A 17,826-nucleotide genomic window follows, 5' to 3' on the forward strand; every position below is an offset into this window, starting at 1 on the left:
AAATATACACTTTTAATATCTCTCCGACAGGATTAACAAAGCATATACGAATCTCCCGCTAATCAAGTTAACGCCTAATGTCATTGAAAAAACTTTCTTTGTATAAAAAATAATCACTATCTTTGCCACGAAAATACCACCGCAGTCAAATTGTTTGTCCGGATACCGCCGGATATCCGGACTGCCAGTTACCGTTAAATTTATTTATCACTGTTTGAAGTGAAACCAATATCCGTAATGGGTCCGGTTTATATCGTTCTTTGACATATCCTCATCTATCAGCCCGTAAATAGATTTATCGACAAAAAGTAAAAACCATCGATTAAAAAATCTTAAAATTATGACATCCGAAATATTATTTCAAGAAAATACCGAAATCGACTCAATACAACAAATGATCACAACAATCCATAACCATATCGCCGAATACCGATCCAACCTCTCCCGAAGGCCCAACGTCTATCGCCCTAAAATAGCCGAATTACAAGCTAATCTGGCTCAAATTTACTGGTATGATTATAAAGATTACCATTCAGCTGAAAAGTTATTTCTTCAGGCATTGGAGAACTACGAAAAATATTCAGGGCGCAGAATCATCATACAGAGTCATAAATTGAAGATTATGGACTTTTTAGTAAACCTATACAACCGTTCGAATCGTTTGGAACTTTCCGAACAAATATTACTGCGAATGTTGGAAATACAAAAGAAACTGGCAGAAAACTATTGGTGGATTTACCTCGAAGATGTAGCAATAACCCAATGGCGGCTAGGCAATCTATATGTCGACATGCGACGCTTCAATTCGGCGGAACGGCTGTATTCGGCCAGTCTGGATACCCGATCCGAATTCGACCGGGAAGATATATACCGGTATCGTCCTGCAACGGCACAATGCCAGCGAAGCCTGGGAAAACTTTATGAAGTACATTTAAAAAACTATCCGAAAGCAGAGCAATGTTACCGCAAATCGATCGAAATATTACAAGAACTCTGTGAAAACGAATATGAACGCTGCAATTTCATCCGTTCATTACAACATTCCCAACTTCTTCTGGCCCATCTGCATAGCGATACCTCCAGCGAACAGGATCGTCCGGCAAACTAAAATTCCGCATTTTACGATGCCGGCAAAAGCTACGATCGAATAAGTGTAATCTATCGCCCCTCCAATTTCCAGTGTAGTGACCGTTTATCCGTCATTACCGTTTTATCCGCTCAAATCCTTAACAATCCCTGGCAAAGGGCTATTTCCTTCGGGTCACCCGTATGTTTACCTTCCACATCGGAAAGCTTTACGACAGGCCAAAATTCTTTTCCTCCCTGAGGTTTACACTCGAACATTTTGATTACCATGTTCAGCGGTTTTACTCCGACATCATTAGACAAGAAAGTACCGATCCCATAAACATCATGTAATCGTCCGTTCACAAAGGAGCGAATATTTTCTACCCCTTCCAGATCGAGAGCATCGCTATAGACCACGGTCTTTGTCCGCGGATCGATCCGTTTCTCCCGGTAATGTTTCAAAGCTTTCTCGGTAAATACATAAGGATCACCGCTATCCCAACGCAACCCGTCGAATAGCTTAGCATACTGCGTATCGAAACTGCTGAAAAAGTTATCGGTTGTATAGGTATCCGTCAAGGCTATCCCCAAATGCCCGTCATACACATCCACCCAATTAGCCAAAGCCAGAGCATTGGCAGACCGATAGCCATAATGTGCCCCATGGTACATAAACCATTCGTGGGGATGAGTTCCCATAGGAGTAAGGTTATACTTCATCGCCAGGCATACATTACTGGACCCTTTCAAGTATTTGCCGGAATACTCCTTCAATATTCCGATCACCCGATCCTGTACCTCGAATGAAAAGCGGCGCCGTGTGCCGAATTCCGATATTTCTGCACCGATCTCTGCAAAACGACGGGCTTTATGGATCGCTTTTTCTTCCACCTGCCGGGCAAACTGGCCGGTCATCTGAAAATAAAGTTCCGATATCATCGCCATTAAAGGGACCTCCCAGAGTACCGTACGATACCATAATCCACGGATCTCGAGTTCCAGGCTACCCCCATTTTGCAGAATCCTTACTTCTGAAGGATCGAAACGATATCCTTTCAAGAGATCGAAAAATACAGAATCGAAATAATAACATTTTCGCCGCATAAACCGTTCGGCCTCGTCGGTCAAAGTCAATCCGCGCATCTCTTCCACTTCTGCCTGTAAAGCTTCGGCAAATCCTGACGGGAAATCGGTTTCTCCCCGGTTGACAAAACGATATACGACTTCGGCATCCGGAAATTTCTTCTGAATGGCATTCATCGTTGTAAATTTGTAGAGATCGTTATCTGTAAAATCTTTGATTATCATATGCCTTCGATTAAAAATTCGACCTCAGCGCCGTTGTCGTTGTAAAACGGGCACCTAAAGGCTCAGGCCAGATCGTATGTACATAATGCCTTTAAATAGTCCGGCACCACTTGTCCGTCGACCTTAGGCTTCCATACCCCCAGCTTCCGCCTGAATCCGGGTAATCTTCATTATTCCCATTTTAAATAAAAACCCTTTTCCGTAAAATACCGATATTTTACCCGATCAAAGCGATAATACCTGACCTTCCTACCGTTCTTCGCCCGATTTTCCTGTTCTGCATCGACCAATAATCCGGTCCCTACCATCTTTCTACGAAAATTATCCCGGTCGAGTGTACACTGTAAAACCGATTCGTATAAATGCCGAAGATCGGCCATCTTAAATTCAGGGGGCAACAGATCGATCCCGATCGGCCGATACCGGGCTTTTAACTTTAATCGGTCGGCAGCCATTTGCAGAATTCGTCGATGATCGAATGCCAGGGGCGGTATTCCGGACAAAGGAAACCATTGGGCCCTATCGGCATCGTCCCCTGCCTTCACTTTACAATCCTCCCATCTGACCAAAGCATAATAAGCGATACTGACAACGCGATAACGAGGATCACGATCGACATCCGAAAAAGCATATAATTGTTCGAAATTCACTACTTTCAATCCGGTTTCTTCTTCCAACTCCCTGCGGGCACAGGTTTCTGCATCTTCATCCATATCCATAAAACCTCCCGGCAAAGCCCATTTCCCTTTAAACGGTTCGTTCCCTCTCCGGATCAATAATACCCTCAACTCCCCCTCGCCGAATCCAAAGATAACCTGATCGGTCGTCAACGCGGGACGGGGATATTTATAACAATACTGGTTTTCCATCATGCATCTGCCTTTTATATCACAAATGAAAGAAATAAAAACAACAACACAAAACCAGTCCTAAGGTTCAACAAAAAAATGTTTCCAGCTAACCTATAAGTTTTCTTTCTGAGTTTACCAGGACTCAACTCAGTGCCCGGCCGGGATACAAAGGTAAGAAGCCCGAATAGCCGATAAGATTGTATTCAAAAGTATAATACAGCGCTCCAGGAACGGGAGCGATTGTGTGGGAGCTCCACACAATCGCCACATTTCCTTGATCTATAACGAACCGATCCGTTTATTCAAAGCATTTTCAAAATTTTTCAGTATAGGATCAACCGGATTAAAAAGCTGACGGAATATATGTAATCCTTCTTCACACTGAGCTTTATTTCCTTTTGCACACAACATCGCATTTAATTGCATCGTCAATCCCCAACGGTCCGAAGCAGGAAGGGACATAAATTGTTTTTTAAAAATAGAAAGTACTTTATCCATTTTATCCATCCGAAATGCATCGTAATAATCCAATATGGACAACAAATAACTTTTCCGTTCCGGCCGAACAATTTTGATATCCTTCCTCAGAGTCTTAAAACGTCCGGCATCATATTCTTTCTCATCAAATACAAGACTATTGACAGTATTGAATACCGGAACGTAAAGTACTTTCTGAATCCATGCTTCCAGTTCCTCCGGAGCAATATAGGCAGTAAATAATTCCCGGTGTTTTGCGACAAAATGGAATGTATACGACGAAGGATCCGACAGGTAACGCCGAATCAGCTGCCAGTCCTCTTCGTTAACCGTCTCTCCATTTTTCCGGCAAAGCTCATCCAATACGGCCGGAATTTTATCAAACCGATATCCCCCCCCCAAAGTCGTAATATACCGGCGAAGGAAATCAGCCTCCCGGTCACCTGTTTCATAACGTTTCTGCATCCCTGCAATCGAATTTTCCGGATCCATTCCTTCCCGGATCAGCCGGATAAATTCACCGGCATCATGTCCGCCAACGACCCGGTGTACCTCGTTCCCTGCTGCATCCAGCAATAAATAAGTTGGAAATACCTGCATCCCATAACGCTTCAATAACTCCCGTCCCTCGCCCTTTTCCATATCAAATTTAACATTGATAAAATGCTCGTTAAAGAAGTGCCCCACTTCCGGATCGGTGAAGACAGTAGTATTCATCATTTTACAAGGAGCACACCACGAAGTATAACCATCCAAAAAGATCAGTTTACCCGTCGCTTCAGCCTCTTGTAAAGCATCCTGAAAACTACCGGTCCTGAATTGAATTCCTTTGCCGGCAGCCAATAACTTTTCCAACTGTTGCGTAATCTCTTCCCGGCGCAACTCCTTCGCCTTGATCAAACCGTCTTTACCAATGATAAAACAATCAGGCACTCCGGCAATATTATATGCCTTAGCCACCGGACTCTTCCAGGCTTTCAGATCTGTCAGGCAATACCAGGGCACAGCATGAGTTTCCAGGTCCTTCAACCATTTATCCCGGTTATCATCTAAATGAATGGTGATAAACACCACACTATCTTTAAACCGTTCATAAGCCTGCCGGATGGAAGGAATTTCCTTCTTACACCAACTACACCAGGATGCACTGAATTCCAGAAAAATATATTTTCCCTTAAAGCTAGCCAAGGTATACTCTTTTCCCTCCCGGTCGAACACCTTAAAATCGGCAGCAGGCATTCCCGGACGCACTTTACTCTCCTTCTCTAAACTTTGTCTCACTTCCTGTAAACACAAAGGATCGAATCCCGGTTCAAACCGATTCAATACTTTTCCGGTATTTTCAAATCCCAGATTAAATACCAACCGGGTAACCAACTGTGCCGCCGCTTCACTTTTTTTGGCATCTGCACGGAAAGCCAATACACTATCAATGGATTGCATCAATAACTTTTCTCTCTCTGCCGACAGCCGGCGTACTCCGGCAATATCTCCCTCCATAAACTTCTCACCGATAGCCATATTCAACTCACCCGAAGCTTTATAGCAGGATAAACTCAATAGATAATCATTATAAGCACGCAGCTCATCAGACACCTGCTGTTGTGCATATATTTCCTGTATACACAACAAGAACAGACAAAATAAAACAACTAATCTTCTCATCAAATTTTATTCCATTAGATATTATTCATACTTCCAAGAACCACCCGATTTATATATCAAACCTTTGACTTCTCCGGGAATTTGTTTCACATGCTCGAACTCCTGTCCATCCGTACTCGTCCAATAGAAGTCATGAGTATTTCCATTTTGTACACACACACCGAACTGTTCTCCATAAGAATCAAGGGTAAAAGCTGTTATTGTTCCTGTTTTAAAATCGGCTACAGCTACCGGAGTATCGTTCAATTCAAATTATACCGGAAAATTTGTGCTCCCTGAGAATAATAAGCCTCCTTCGTTGTATATCCCACTGCAAAACGGGTCTTTTCATTCACAACTGCCGGAAATACATCCTGTGCAATTGTTGTCAATGTCGGTTGTCCTCCCACGATCCCGAATTGAAAACGCTGAGTATAATATTTTCCATCCGACTTATCCCGCAAAACGGCATAAAACAAACTCTTCCCCTGCTGCTGAGAAGCCGGAGCCAGATAGATCAACTCTTTATCAGGATCAACCAGGCTGAATTTTTGTCCCGCATCCTCCACCTGATCTAATCCCCGTAACTCTCCGTTATCCAAAAACAAATATCTTCCTTCATTTTCTTCATAAAATAAAGCGACATTATAATCAGGAGGGAAACTATACCCCACCACAGAAGAGAGCTTATAATCCCCGTAGAAAGGAAAATCCGGATACCGGTCCTGGTACAAATACCCTCCGGGAGAATAACGGACATACAATTTCCCGGACCCGGAAACCAAACAGGAATAATTCTTTATAAAACAAGCTGCCTTAATTTCTTGCAAATCTTCCGGCAAGCTTCCGCCGACAAATTCCTCTCCGGTCCACACCTCTTTCCGAAGGTTACTCCAGTCTAATTCTACCGGTCCGTCCGATCCCGGCCCTCCGGCCATCATCAATACACCGTTTGCATTCAAACCGGCATCAAAATGTTCTACCACTCCATAAGCTTTAGGCCCCAATTCCCTGTTATTAACTGCCGTATAAACATTCTGAAAAAACTTTTTACTGCTCGCCAACATGTTCAACTCCGCTTTTCCTTGATTTTCAGTCATCCACATCCAACCATTCGTAAAATTACTTAGCAAAGTCACCCGAAAACGCTGACTATATGAGATTCCCGTACGTTCGTCTTTAACGATAAAAGCACCGAAAATATCATTCCACCCTTGGGGTTCTATCCCAAAAGTAACATTCAGACATTTTTCAGTAGAAACCACAAACGTATCCAGCTTCCATTGATAGGACAGATCATCATGTGCCTGTGTACTATCGGTAAAACGAATAATCGGTTCCGGCATCGTAAAAGGTTCTCCAAACCAGAGTTCATATTTTTTATTTTCATCGATCCCATCAATTTCAATTGCATACATTGTTTTATAATCATAATTTCCTTTATCCTTATAGCAACCGGCCATTACCAGTAATGCCAGTAACAATATATATATCTTATTCATAACTCGATCTAAATTTAATTGGTACCCCTTTATTACTATCCCACCATCTTCACCTGCATAGGTTGATTATTCTCATCCATGATTACCCGTCCCTGAGCGGCTTCTTCTTCCAGATAATATTTAAACTTCAGGATAGCGGCCCTCTTTTCCGGATAAGCAATATTTTCCAAATCAAAAGTACCGCTAATCCGGATAAACAAACGATATTTCGTTTCAGAATAACTACCCAATCCTTCGGTTTCATGCCACTCATCCCACCATCCGGGCCGAACGATCCGATCAGTCAGATATATTTTACAACTATTACTCTCCGGGAAACACAATTTAAAATGGGCACTCTCCACCAAATCCAACTGCAGATACAATTTTTCCGCTTTCAATTCTTCTGTATTCATCACTTCAACCCAAAGTGTATCCGTAACCCGATTGGCCCGCAACTTACAGTTTTGCGCCGGAATATTGAAATGCACCCCTTCCTGAACCGTACTTGCCGGATTTACCTTTACCTTATATTCGCGGTCATAATCCAACACTTCGCCTGTCACTTTCACTTCTATGCCAATACGATCTGTCGTTGTCTTTCCAGCCAATCCGAAATTATAATCCACACTGTCCTTTTCAAACACCGATACAAAACGTATATAGTCCGTACCCGAATACTTTTCGAGGTCTTTTTCACAGGAACAGAACACCAATCCCATTCCCAACCCTATGATCAATGCCAATATCTTTGCTTTCATACCTTTCTATTTATAAAGTTCAGACAATCTGTTACCGAATTCCAATTCCACATCCGGCAACGGTAATACGAAATCTTTCTCCGTCATGGTATAATTTCCGGACTCATCTACTACTTTCCGTCCCAACCGTTTGTAGAAATAAAACAGCTGCCCTTCGCACATAAACTCCCGGCGGGCATCGTTAACAATCACATCTTCCAGCTCTGCGGGTGAATTTGCAATCAAGGCCTCCTTGGCATTCCGGGCATTCCGTAATTTCTGTAATTCTGTTTTAGCTCCATTCAGATCGCTATCCATCAGATATTCACAAACATAATAATACATCTCACTAATCCGAATCATCGGAGCTATCCTCCCCATCTCCTCTTCCGTCATCTCATCAGCATTCTCAGGCTTCACAAATTTGATACAACTGGGCCGATCGAAAGCAGCCAATATTTCATGCTCCATCAGATAGTTCAAACGGTAATCATTGGCACTTCCTTCAAACATCTGTTCACTATTCTTTATCGTCAACCACTTTTTGCTGCTACTATAGCTGGGCGAATAAGGTTCAAACACTTTAGTCATCCGGGGTACATTGAATCCAAAGACGATCTCAGGCCGTAAAATCCGGTTCCGATATTGAATATCGCTAGTAATCTTCCAATAATCGATAAATTTGAATACTCCCGATTCCAACACAATTTTAGCATAATCGTAAGCCTGTTTTTTGTCCAGTTTATAAGCATATACCCGTGCTAGCAAAGCATTCACAGCATAATAATTCAGACGGAATCCACGATAAGACAAAAATTCATTCCGGTCAGGCATCGGCTGGGTCCACATATACATATCCGAGCCAGTAGTTGCCTGATACAACGGATCAAAAATAGGATCCCGGCCTTCCAGATCGGTAACGGCAGCTTTCAGATCTACAATCACACTATCGATCACTTCACTGACCGTCTTTTGAGGCGACACTTTATTCGAATATTTTGTAATATACGGAATAGCTGTATATCCCGGATCTGCTTTATACGAAGATGCAAACAAACGCAACAGATCAAAATGGAAAAAAGCCCTTAAAGCCCTGGCTTCTCCATGTAAAATATAATAAGTACGCTCATCCTCAAAAAAATCCGGACCGACTTCCTCCAATCTTTCCAATAAAATATTACAATTGGCAATACAGAAATACAATTCCAGCCACATCTCATCAATTTTAGGCGAAATATTCACATCCTTGTATTGGTACTTGGCCAACTGGGCAAACTCATGTGTCTCGTCCGGAATAGCGTAATACTGAGCCAAAACATCCGTAAATCCGAACAATAAATTATTGGCATACAATTTTTCACCCGAAGCGGTAATATAAATCCCGTTCAATACATCCTTAAATCCCTGAGGAGTAGAAAATATTTTCTTGTCGTTCACCTGTGCCTCCGGAGTAATATCCAACCACGACGTACAGGACTGTGAGAGGACAGCACATCCCAACAGGATTGCAGCTGTCATATTTTTAATTTTTTTGTAACTCATATTCTATTGCATTAAAATTGAACCATTACACCTAAACTCATGCTACGGGCAAATGGATAAGAAATCCCTCTCTCCCGCTTCACTGTCGACAAACGAAACACATCATTCATCATTGCTGTCAAACGAACCATATCAAAACCGATAGGTTTCAGCCATTCTTTCTTCAAATCATAAGACAATGACAAAGATCCCAACTGTAATACATTTTCATCCTGTATAAAACGGGAACTAGCCGGAGTCGTCGACTTATCGTTGATGTCTTTATAAAATGTATGGTCGCCTGGTTTCTGCCAGCGTTGCTCCAATACCCGACGGTCTACATTATCTCTCGGATCAGCATTCTCTACCCGGTTGATCAAGGTCTGGTTGTACACCTGTCCTCCCAGACGATAACTGAAATTCATGTTTAGATTGAGTTGCTTCCAGGTTATATTCGTTCCGAATGCTCCGGTCACTTTCGGTTCTGTATCACCGCACACCACACTCTCTTTCGGATCCCAAACGTACGTATTAGTACCATCCTGACGCTGGAATAACTCTTTTCCGGTAGCGGGGTCGATACCCAACGATTTCATCGCATAAATAGCGGTTGAAGATCTTCCCTCTTTATACCGGACCATCGGCTTGGTTTTATAGTCGTCATTGTTAGCCTGTTCCTGATCGGCTTTATCGTTATAGGAACTCAAAGCATTCGAAATGGATACGATACGATTCTTATTATGAGCCATATTCACAAACAGACTGACATTCCAATCGTTCGATTTATAGACAAAACTCCGTAAAGCCAATTCCACTCCTTCATTTTCCATCTGTCCCAGGTTTTCTTTATAATCAATAAATCCCAGAGAAGTAGGCAAAGTAACACTGCTCAAAAGGTTTTTGGTCTTTTTCAGATAATACCCGAAAGTCACCGTCAACCGATCTTCCCACATGCCGAAATCCAATCCCAAGTCGTAAGCAGTCGTCGTTTCCCATTTCAGATTCGGATTCCCTAAAGCCATCAGGGTTGCCCCGATTCCTGTCGCATACCAGCCGTCCTGTATATATTCGAACATCGTCTGAGATTGATAGGGTTGAAAAGAAGCCTTTCCTGTCGTTCCAATAGACCCACGGATCTTCAGTCTGGAAATACCGGTATTTTCCATAAATTTTTCATGGTGTATATTCCAACCCAAACCAACTGCCCAGAAAGGAGAAAATTTAGATTCCGAACCATACATGGACGAACCATCCAAACGAGCCGATAAATCCAATAAATAGCGATTCGCATAAGAATAATTGACATTGGCAAAAAAACCTGCCAATCGGGTTTTTCCCTCACTTCCTCCGGGATGGGTATTGGTAAACTCCTTCGCCAAAGAGATATAATCCATCATCTTGGAAGGGTAACCTCTCACGTCGAAGTTCACACTACGACTACCACTTTCTGTCAGATTGACACCTAATGCCGTATTGACAAAGTGTTTACCCACTCCCAAATAATAAGTCAATACCGAGTTAAAATCCATACTATACGTATTACTCGTCCCGTGGTACCCTTCTCCTTTATTCAACAATCCTTCACCGGACGACAACTCATAACTTTCATACTGCAATGATTCCGGTGAAATAAAAGTCTCCACTTGTTCTTTCTTTTCACCGTAAGAGAAATTGGCCCGCAAACGTAATCCTTGTACGATACTCCATTCCAGACTGAAATTATTGGTCACGTCCAGATACTCGCTTTCATCCCGATTTCCTACCGTTGCTTCATACACAGGGTTCCAAATTTGTTTATTGGTATTTATGTATTGCGTCATCTTACGGATCAGATTACCGTGCTCATCCTGAAAAGGATAATAGGGATTCAGCAAGGCATATTGGGAAAAGTCACCATAAGGGGATTCTTTAGATTTTACTTTATTGACAGTCAGATAATTCCTTACTAAAAGTTTATCTTTTAGATTATAAGAAAGTGAAAAACCTAAAGCTCCGCGGTCACGAGCCGATCCTTTCATCACCCCATTGTCTTTATCATACTTAAAATCAATACCATATCTAACCGCTTTATCCCCACCTTCAATGAATATGCTATGCTTTTGATTAAACTCTACCTTCAAAGGCTGAGACAACCAATAGGTATTCACTCCACTCTCAACAAGACTCAGTTTATAATTATAATCTTTATCTTTATTGATCTGCGCATCAGCATTATTATCTTTATACATGCCTATGCTCTTTTCAAAATCCAACTTTTCACGGGCATCCAATAAGTCGTATCCATTTAAATCCGGTATAGCGATAGAAGCAGTAAAATTATAGTTCACCCGCAACTGTCCTTCCGAGGGAGCTTTCGTTTTGATAACAATCACTCCATTCGCTGCCCGAGAACCATAAATAGCCGTTGCCGAAGCATCTTTCAGAATAGTCAACGATTCGATCCGTTCAATATCGAGGTCAAAAATTTTCTCTGCATCTACTTCAAAACCATCCATGATAAACGTAGGCAGATTCGGATTATTTTTCAGATTATCCCGGCTCACTGCTTCCTTTTCAAATTCAGTCAGCCCGATTCCAGAATTTCCCCGAATCGTAAAATCAGCAATCCGGTTAGGATTCGATCCGATGTCTATATTGTCCTCAAAGCGGATAGAAGGATCAAATACAGAAAGTGCCTGAAGCACATTCCCGGTAGTCACCTTCCTTAGCTCGTCCCCTTTCACGGTTACCTGTGCCCCTGTAAAACTATCTTTGTTCTTATTAAAATATCCGGTCACCACCACATCGTCAAGTGCCTTTACATCCTCCTTTAAGACAATCTTATAATCATTCTTATCCGTAATCTTCACCTCCATCGTCTCCATCCCCACAAAAGAAAACAACAAGGCTTGTCCATCAGCCACAGGTAAAGTGATTGTAAACTCTCCCTCTACGCTAGTCACCGTCCCTAAAGAAGTTCCCTTGATAATGACCGTCACTCCCGGTAGTGGATTCCCTTTTTCATCCACCACTTTTCCGGTGATCTTACGACCTTCGGTTGCTGTCACTTCTTTTTTTATCACTACGGCATTTCCGGAAATCTCAAACCAAAGACCAGTATTTTTCAGGCACGTTTTCAAAATCTCATTCACCTCCTTATCCGTTTCCTGTACCGTCAATTGCTTCACTCCTTCAATGTCACGGGTTCCGTACATAAACACAAAATCCGTCTTCTTTTGAATCTCCCAGATCACCTGTTCCAAAGACACATTTTCCAAATCCAAACTGATTCTTACATTATTTTGAGAATGTACTGCTGCATTCAGCTGAAAACAGCTAAACAGAATCAAAAAAAACTTCAGTCTCACCACAAATAAAATTTTAGAGAGTTTTCCCCGGGCGGGAAAAACCATTCCAGGATTTTTTTTCATAAATTTGTTGAATTAAAGTTTAACACACTTTGATTATTTAAGCATGTTCCCGGCCAGTTTCGCAGACCACCGGGAACATTTTTATTTCAAACCCGTATACCCCAAACGCTATATTTTCATTTCTCTATCCTCATATCCCCTTGCCATCCACCCTATTCGTATTCAGTATCATCATCTTTAATTTCATTTTTTCTCCGATATATACAAACAACGGTTTGTCTGCAACACCTCTACTAAATTTGTCTTCTTTATCATATCAACAATCGGTTGCATATCATCATACCTTCCAAACCTTGCACCGATCCGGATTTCTTTAGCTCTTTCGTCTATAAAATGAAATTCCACCCCATACCAACGCCCCAATGTTTTCATAACATTTTCCAATCGTTCATTCCGGAATACAAACGTTCCTTCCTGCCAGGCCACATATTGTTCTACTTCAACCTGCCGTACGGTCGTTTTACCGTCATTTTTCGAATACACGGCCTGCTCTCCTGCCACAATATCCTGATCGTTCACCTTCACTTTTCCTTCCACCAAAGTTGTTACCACCTGCCCTTCATCTGCATATGAACGAACATTAAACGAAGTCCCCAACACCCGTACATTCACCCCATTCATCTTTACTACAAAAGGACGAAGTGCATCTTTAGACACTTTAAAATAAGCCTCTCCACTCAATTCTACCACCCGCTCTGTGCCACGGAATACTACCGGATATTTTAGCCGGCTCTCAGCATTCAAATAAACCCGCGTACCATCAGATAAAGTCAACGTATACTCCATCCCGGTCAAAGTTTCCATCTGATTATAAACAAGCGTATCTTCACCTACTCCGATCTGCCTGTAATCAATCCCCGTAGAATCCTTTTGAATCACAGTACCATCCATCTCTGCCAAAGTAAACCGACCGTCCGGAACAAGCTTTACCACCTTTCCATTTCCTAAGGTTAATTTTGCACTTCGCTTTCCGGAAGGAATACTCTGCTGCACAATAAGGGGCGGCTTTACGGGCACAGCTGTTTTCATCTGAAAATACCAGAATCCACCTCCCAACATCACTAAAATGACAGCAGCATATTTCCACCACCTCCTCCCCCCGGCACGTCTTCCCATAGCCTTATCCAGATTCTTCTCCATTTTTTTCCAGGCCTCTGTAACAGAAAAACGTTCCAACAACTGCTGGTTTTCTTTAAAATCTTCTTCCTGATCCAATCTCTCCGCCAGATTGGTATGCCACACGCTTTCCTGCTTCCAGTTTTCCAACGCCTCCCGTTCTTCCGGCGTAGCAATCCCCATTAAGTTGGCTGCATACTTAGCCGCTATCTGAAAAATATTCATATCCAATCGCATAAAAACATTTTTTAATCTATCCTAAATCAAAAATCGTCAAATAGCTTTCTGCCACTTTCAAAGTCTTTCTATTTACAGATTTAAGCTCCTCATTCCGGATTAATTACATTCATTAAATTTTGAAAAATCTGCTGAAATTTATTGTGTTTTCATTCTTATAACAATCTCAAACGAAAAATGGGGTAGTCAGGATTGAAAAAAATTTATTTATTTACAAGTCTACCCCTTTCTACAAAATCATCCAACCGACCACATTTTACATTCTGCTATTCCAGCCGACCGGATAACCATACGTTGCAGCCAAACCCTGAAAAGAAAGAGAGATAATTTCAATACCCGGCCTACGGCACATTTCCGGATATCTATCCATAAAAACAGGAGAATTTAAGCTTGAATCTAAATAAATATACCGTATTTTTGTCCGGTCTCATCCATCGTAACAGAAATGAATATTGAAGAGTTCAGAGCATATTGCTTGTCATTCAAAGGAGTATACGAAAAGATGCCATTTTCAGGAGTTGCCGATAAATACAGCCGTGACGTCCTGTGTTTCTACGTAGCGGATAAATGGTTTTGCTTCGTCAATATCGAAGTTTTCGATTTTTGTTGCCTCAAATGCCAACCCGAAGAATCCGGAGAATTACAAGCCGGATATATTGGAATAAAACCGGGCTGGCATATGAACAAGAAATATTGGATCAGTATTTACTTTAACCAGGATGTCCCCGATATCATGATAAAAGAACTGGTCGGCAAATCCTACGAAATCGTAGTCCGAAGCCTAAGCAAAAAAGAACGGGAAAAGCTGACCTCAGATGATGATTGATAAGCATATCCATACAGCATCCGGTTAATGTCCCGTCATATTTACAACTTCGCCTATTTGCGGAATAACTACAGGTAGCGAATCTCTATCCCGCATCCTCCGTGCATTCTTCAACGGTTCGTCCCAGGGATGAGCAGCCAAAGCATATTTAGAATGATGAACCGTCAGAATTTTTGCCGCTTTCAATTCCCTGGCTACCGCTGCCATATATCCGGGCATCAGGTGGATATATTTCCACCCTTCGTTGTACTGACCGTTTTCCAGAATAGCCCAGTCGATATCCGGGAAACGCATACCGATTTCAGCGAAATGCGTGTCGTATCCACCATCCCCGCCGATAAAAACTTTACGTCGGGAGCCGGTCACAAGAAATGAGGCCCATAACGAACGGTTGCGGGCCAATCCGCGTCCCGAAAAATGACGAGCCGGCAAACAATGTATCCGGAAGCCGTCATCCAACAGGGCCTGTTCCTCCCAATCCAATTCCACAATCCGCTCCGGAGAAAACCCCCAATACTCGAAATGTTCACCTACCCCCAACGGACATACCACTTTCTGCACACGATCTTTTAAAGCCGTCACTGTCCGGTAATCCAAATGATCCCAATGATCGTGGGTAATGATCAGGTAGTCGATATCGGGCATATCTTCCGGCCGGTACACCTCCGTTCCTTTGAAAGGTTTGTTTACGAACGAAACAGGTGCAGCCGTACAAAATACCGGATCGACAAGTAAACGTTTCCCCTCCATCTGGATCAGATAGGAAGAATGGCCGAACCAAACCAACAGATCTTCTGAGAGGTTCAAGGTCTGTAAATCGGTTTTGATAACAGGCAGAGTACTATCCGGCTTTAGTCCTGCTTGTTTCCTGAATAAAAAGCCCGTCAAATTTTGAAAAAATCCTTTGCCGGAAGTCATCAATACCGTTTCGTGTAAGTTACGAAATTCTCCATCCCGGTAATGGGCCGAGCGTTCGATTCTAGCCAAACGTTCTCCCCGGGGTAAACGACCGAATTGCGGCATATTCACAAATACGACTCCAACTAGAGCCGACAAAACGATAACACTCAAAATCACCCACATCATACGAAATCTTTTTTTACCCATATTTCTCCGACTTATTTTCCCGGCCTTAAACCGCTTTACCCATTTCATTGGTCTGCTTCATATCAAGCAAACCGTTCATTTCTCCCTTTTGCCATAGTCCGGTGACAGCGATCACCCTTTTCCCGCAGGAATTTTCCAGACAAGCCGTACCCCGTAAACAATCGAAAGTACGTTCGATCTTTTCCGGCTCCGTCTCCGCCCTGGTTGCAATGAAATAAGCCACCTGACAGACTCCGAAACCCAAAACCGGCATTTCAATACCGTTCTTCAATTTTATAGTCTTCACATTTTTTCATCTTCCAAATTATAAAGTTTTTCCGACATGACAAAAATACGGGAGACAAACAGGTCGGGAGTACACCAATTACGGATTATCCTACCATTTTTACCGATCCGGTACATCCTATGAATCAGGCTATAAAAAAATATTTAAATTTGTATCGAATAAAATACAACAGCCATGAATACCATTCAAAAATTCGACACGATTCATCAGTATAATGAACTTTTAGGACAAGAGACTTTACATCCGCTGGTTAATGTCATCGATCTGGCCAAATCATGCCGTCTACGGCACGGTCTCCATTCTTTCGGCTTTTACACGGTATTTCTGAAAGAAATAAAATGTGGAAACCTTCGGTACGGTTGTAACTATTACGATTATCAGGAAGGAACACTTGTTTTTCTCGCTCCCGGACAGGTCATCGGTGTCGAAGACGACGGTAAAGTCTATCAACCGCAGGGGATGGCCCTGGTCTTTCACCCGGATCTTTTACGGGGAACCACTCTAGGCCGTACGATCAAAGACTATACCTTTTTTTCGTATCAGGTGAACGAAGCCCTTCATCTTTCCGAGCAAGAGCGTCATATCATCATCGACTGTTTCCGTAATATCGAAGAAGAACTGCATCACACCATCGACAAACACAGCCAGCGGTTGATCGTATCCAATATCGAATTATTCCTCAACTATTGTGTCCGTTTCTACGACCGTCAATTCATCACCCGCGAAAATGTCAACAAAGACATTCTCACCCGGTTCGAAAATTTGCTGAACGACTATTTCTATTCCGAAAAACCGGAGAGTTCGGGCCTGCCGACAGTAAAATACTGTGCAGATCAAATGCATCTGTCCGCCAATTATTTCGGCGATCTGATCAAAAAAGAGACCGGGAAAACCGCTTCCGAACATATCCAGACCAAACTGATCGATATCGCAAAAGAAAAAGTATTCGACACCGGCAAAACCATCAGCGAAATCGCTTATGAGCTCGGTTTCCAATATCCGCAACATTTCAGCCGCCTATTTAAGAAAGTGGTAGGAGTCACTCCCAACGAATACCGGATGCTGAATTAACAGCCCTATCGGTTACTCCGATAACATAAAGCCTGAAAGCATCGTAAAAGAGGGAAATACGTCAGATTCCCGCTCCCCCGGGGACTTTCGTCGATTGGACGATGCTTTCCCCGCCCATTGTTATACTTTATCCGCTTTTCAGTTCACCGAAACTTCATTCGTTCTGGTCGGGAGAATTTATAGGACTATCCAAACAGAGGCAGTCCTGTTCCCGACAAGAACGAAAGAATTCGAATCGTTATTTTTCGCTGCCGATACTCTTCCACACGACAGCCGATAAAGCAGCACCGGCAAAAGGAGCGACAATAAACAACCATAACTGTGTCAATGCCTTCCCCCCTTCGAAAAGAGCCGGTCCGATGCTACGGGCAGGATTTACAGAAGTTCCTGTGATAGGGATACAAACGATATGTACCAACACTAACGTCAGTCCGATCGCCAAACCACACATCACCGGTGTTCCCTTCTTGTCATCGGTTACACCCAAAACAACCAGTACAAAGATGAAAGTAAAGATCATTTCAGAAATGTACTTTTTCATAACCACGCTATTTAAAAACACTTCCTCAAAAGTAGTGAATTTATTTTAATTTATCACAATATTTCCCAACCGAAACCGGTTCCTGAACCGGTTTCGGCAACAATACCGATTCTTACCGGCTCATCACCCGATCGGACCGGAA

At 42.5% G+C, this 17,826-nt stretch carries 15 protein-coding genes; 3 read left to right on the forward strand and 12 right to left on the reverse strand.

Annotation, left to right across the window (positions count from 1 at the left end; all coding sequences use genetic code 11):
• Positions 1 to 340: 340 nt before the first annotated feature.
• Positions 341 to 1,108 carry a tetratricopeptide repeat protein gene (locus AC5RDS_RS01815; RefSeq protein WP_118103380.1) on the forward strand — a complete coding sequence of 256 codons (768 nt, stop codon included), beginning with the start codon at positions 341 to 343 and terminating at the stop codon, positions 1,106 to 1,108.
• Positions 1,109 to 1,218: 110 nt separating this feature from the next.
• On the opposite strand, the gene pncB is transcribed toward AC5RDS_RS01815, so the two are convergent.
• The 9 genes from pncB to AC5RDS_RS01860 form a co-directional block, all read right to left on the reverse strand.
• The gene (gene pncB / locus AC5RDS_RS01820; protein WP_013611384.1) at positions 1,219 to 2,376 is read right to left on the reverse strand and encodes a nicotinate phosphoribosyltransferase; all 1,158 of its coding nucleotides are present in this window, start codon (positions 2,374 to 2,376) and stop codon (positions 1,219 to 1,221) included.
• 170 nt (positions 2,377 to 2,546) lie between these two features.
• On the reverse strand, positions 2,547 to 3,248 hold the full coding sequence (locus tag AC5RDS_RS01825; RefSeq protein ID WP_013611385.1) for an NUDIX hydrolase: 702 nt from the start codon (positions 3,246 to 3,248) through the stop codon (positions 2,547 to 2,549).
• Positions 3,249 to 3,506: 258 nt separating this feature from the next.
• Entirely contained in the window at positions 3,507 to 5,369 is a 1,863-nt protein-coding gene (locus AC5RDS_RS01830; RefSeq protein WP_195329082.1) for a thioredoxin fold domain-containing protein, read from the reverse strand.
• A 21-nt stretch (positions 5,370 to 5,390) separates the two neighbouring features.
• Positions 5,391 to 5,615, reverse strand: a complete 225-nt coding sequence (locus AC5RDS_RS01835; protein ID WP_118404745.1) for a hypothetical protein — start codon at positions 5,613 to 5,615, stop codon at positions 5,391 to 5,393.
• Positions 5,612 to 6,850, reverse strand: coding sequence for a PKD-like family lipoprotein (locus AC5RDS_RS01840; protein WP_118404746.1), 1,239 nt, complete (start codon positions 6,848 to 6,850; stop codon positions 5,612 to 5,614). The genes AC5RDS_RS01835 and AC5RDS_RS01840 overlap by 4 nt, the downstream gene beginning before the upstream one ends.
• A gap of 35 nt (positions 6,851 to 6,885) precedes the next feature.
• The gene (locus tag AC5RDS_RS01845; RefSeq protein WP_013611389.1) at positions 6,886 to 7,590 is read right to left on the reverse strand and encodes a DUF4843 domain-containing protein; all 705 of its coding nucleotides are present in this window, start codon (positions 7,588 to 7,590) and stop codon (positions 6,886 to 6,888) included.
• Between the two features lie 6 nt (positions 7,591 to 7,596).
• A complete protein-coding gene (locus AC5RDS_RS01850; protein WP_013611390.1) occupies positions 7,597 to 9,111 on the reverse strand; it encodes a RagB/SusD family nutrient uptake outer membrane protein in 1,515 nt (504 codons plus the stop codon).
• Between the two features lie 11 nt (positions 9,112 to 9,122).
• Positions 9,123 to 12,500 carry a SusC/RagA family TonB-linked outer membrane protein gene (locus tag AC5RDS_RS01855; RefSeq protein ID WP_286693630.1) on the reverse strand — a complete coding sequence of 1,126 codons (3,378 nt, stop codon included), beginning with the start codon at positions 12,498 to 12,500 and terminating at the stop codon, positions 9,123 to 9,125.
• Positions 12,501 to 12,683: 183 nt separating this feature from the next.
• The gene (locus AC5RDS_RS01860) at positions 12,684 to 13,853 is read right to left on the reverse strand and encodes a FecR family protein (RefSeq protein WP_013611392.1); all 1,170 of its coding nucleotides are present in this window, start codon (positions 13,851 to 13,853) and stop codon (positions 12,684 to 12,686) included.
• Positions 13,854 to 14,298: 445 nt separating this feature from the next.
• Here AC5RDS_RS01860 and AC5RDS_RS01865 point away from each other — a divergent pair, with 445 nt between their 5' ends.
• On the forward strand, positions 14,299 to 14,679 hold the full coding sequence (locus AC5RDS_RS01865) for an MmcQ/YjbR family DNA-binding protein (RefSeq protein ID WP_013611393.1): 381 nt from the start codon (positions 14,299 to 14,301) through the stop codon (positions 14,677 to 14,679).
• Between the two features lie 24 nt (positions 14,680 to 14,703).
• On the opposite strand, the gene AC5RDS_RS01870 is transcribed toward AC5RDS_RS01865, so the two are convergent.
• On the reverse strand, positions 14,704 to 15,786 hold the full coding sequence (locus tag AC5RDS_RS01870; protein ID WP_494222186.1) for an MBL fold metallo-hydrolase: 1,083 nt from the start codon (positions 15,784 to 15,786) through the stop codon (positions 14,704 to 14,706).
• Positions 15,787 to 15,811: 25 nt separating this feature from the next.
• The gene (locus AC5RDS_RS01875) at positions 15,812 to 16,072 is read right to left on the reverse strand and encodes a hypothetical protein (protein ID WP_195305619.1); all 261 of its coding nucleotides are present in this window, start codon (positions 16,070 to 16,072) and stop codon (positions 15,812 to 15,814) included.
• 174 nt (positions 16,073 to 16,246) lie between these two features.
• Between AC5RDS_RS01875 and AC5RDS_RS01880 the strand changes: the two genes are divergently transcribed.
• Positions 16,247 to 17,143: a helix-turn-helix domain-containing protein gene (locus tag AC5RDS_RS01880; protein ID WP_013611395.1), complete on the forward strand. Its 897-nt coding sequence runs from the start codon at positions 16,247 to 16,249 to the stop codon at positions 17,141 to 17,143.
• A gap of 238 nt (positions 17,144 to 17,381) precedes the next feature.
• On the opposite strand, the gene AC5RDS_RS01885 is transcribed toward AC5RDS_RS01880, so the two are convergent.
• A complete protein-coding gene (locus tag AC5RDS_RS01885; protein WP_013611396.1) occupies positions 17,382 to 17,684 on the reverse strand; it encodes an aquaporin in 303 nt (100 codons plus the stop codon).
• Positions 17,685 to 17,826: the final 142 nt, after the last annotated feature.

The sequence above is a fragment of the Odoribacter sp. genome, from assembly GCF_985060555.1.

Coding starts and splice junctions, on each gene's coding strand:
- AC5RDS_RS01815 (WP_118103380.1), top strand. CDS start 341: ATGACATCCGAAATATTATTTCAAGAAAATACCGAAATCGACTCAATA.
- pncB (WP_013611384.1), bottom strand. CDS start 2,376: ATGATAATCAAAGATTTTACAGATAACGATCTCTACAAATTTACAACG.
- AC5RDS_RS01825 (WP_013611385.1), bottom strand. CDS start 3,248: ATGATGGAAAACCAGTATTGTTATAAATATCCCCGTCCCGCGTTGACG.
- AC5RDS_RS01830 (WP_195329082.1), bottom strand. CDS start 5,369: ATGAGAAGATTAGTTGTTTTATTTTGTCTGTTCTTGTTGTGTATACAG.
- AC5RDS_RS01840 (WP_118404746.1), bottom strand. CDS start 6,850: ATGAATAAGATATATATATTGTTACTGGCATTACTGGTAATGGCCGGT.
- AC5RDS_RS01845 (WP_013611389.1), bottom strand. CDS start 7,590: ATGAAAGCAAAGATATTGGCATTGATCATAGGGTTGGGAATGGGATTG.
- AC5RDS_RS01850 (WP_013611390.1), bottom strand. CDS start 9,111: ATGAGTTACAAAAAAATTAAAAATATGACAGCTGCAATCCTGTTGGGA.
- AC5RDS_RS01855 (WP_286693630.1), bottom strand. CDS start 12,500: ATGAAAAAAAATCCTGGAATGGTTTTTCCCGCCCGGGGAAAACTCTCT.
- AC5RDS_RS01860 (WP_013611392.1), bottom strand. CDS start 13,853: ATGCGATTGGATATGAATATTTTTCAGATAGCGGCTAAGTATGCAGCC.
- AC5RDS_RS01865 (WP_013611393.1), top strand. CDS start 14,299: ATGAATATTGAAGAGTTCAGAGCATATTGCTTGTCATTCAAAGGAGTA.
- AC5RDS_RS01870 (WP_494222186.1), bottom strand. CDS start 15,786: ATGGGTAAAAAAAGATTTCGTATGATGTGGGTGATTTTGAGTGTTATC.
- AC5RDS_RS01880 (WP_013611395.1), top strand. CDS start 16,247: ATGAATACCATTCAAAAATTCGACACGATTCATCAGTATAATGAACTT.
- AC5RDS_RS01885 (WP_013611396.1), bottom strand. CDS start 17,684: ATGAAAAAGTACATTTCTGAAATGATCTTTACTTTCATCTTTGTACTG.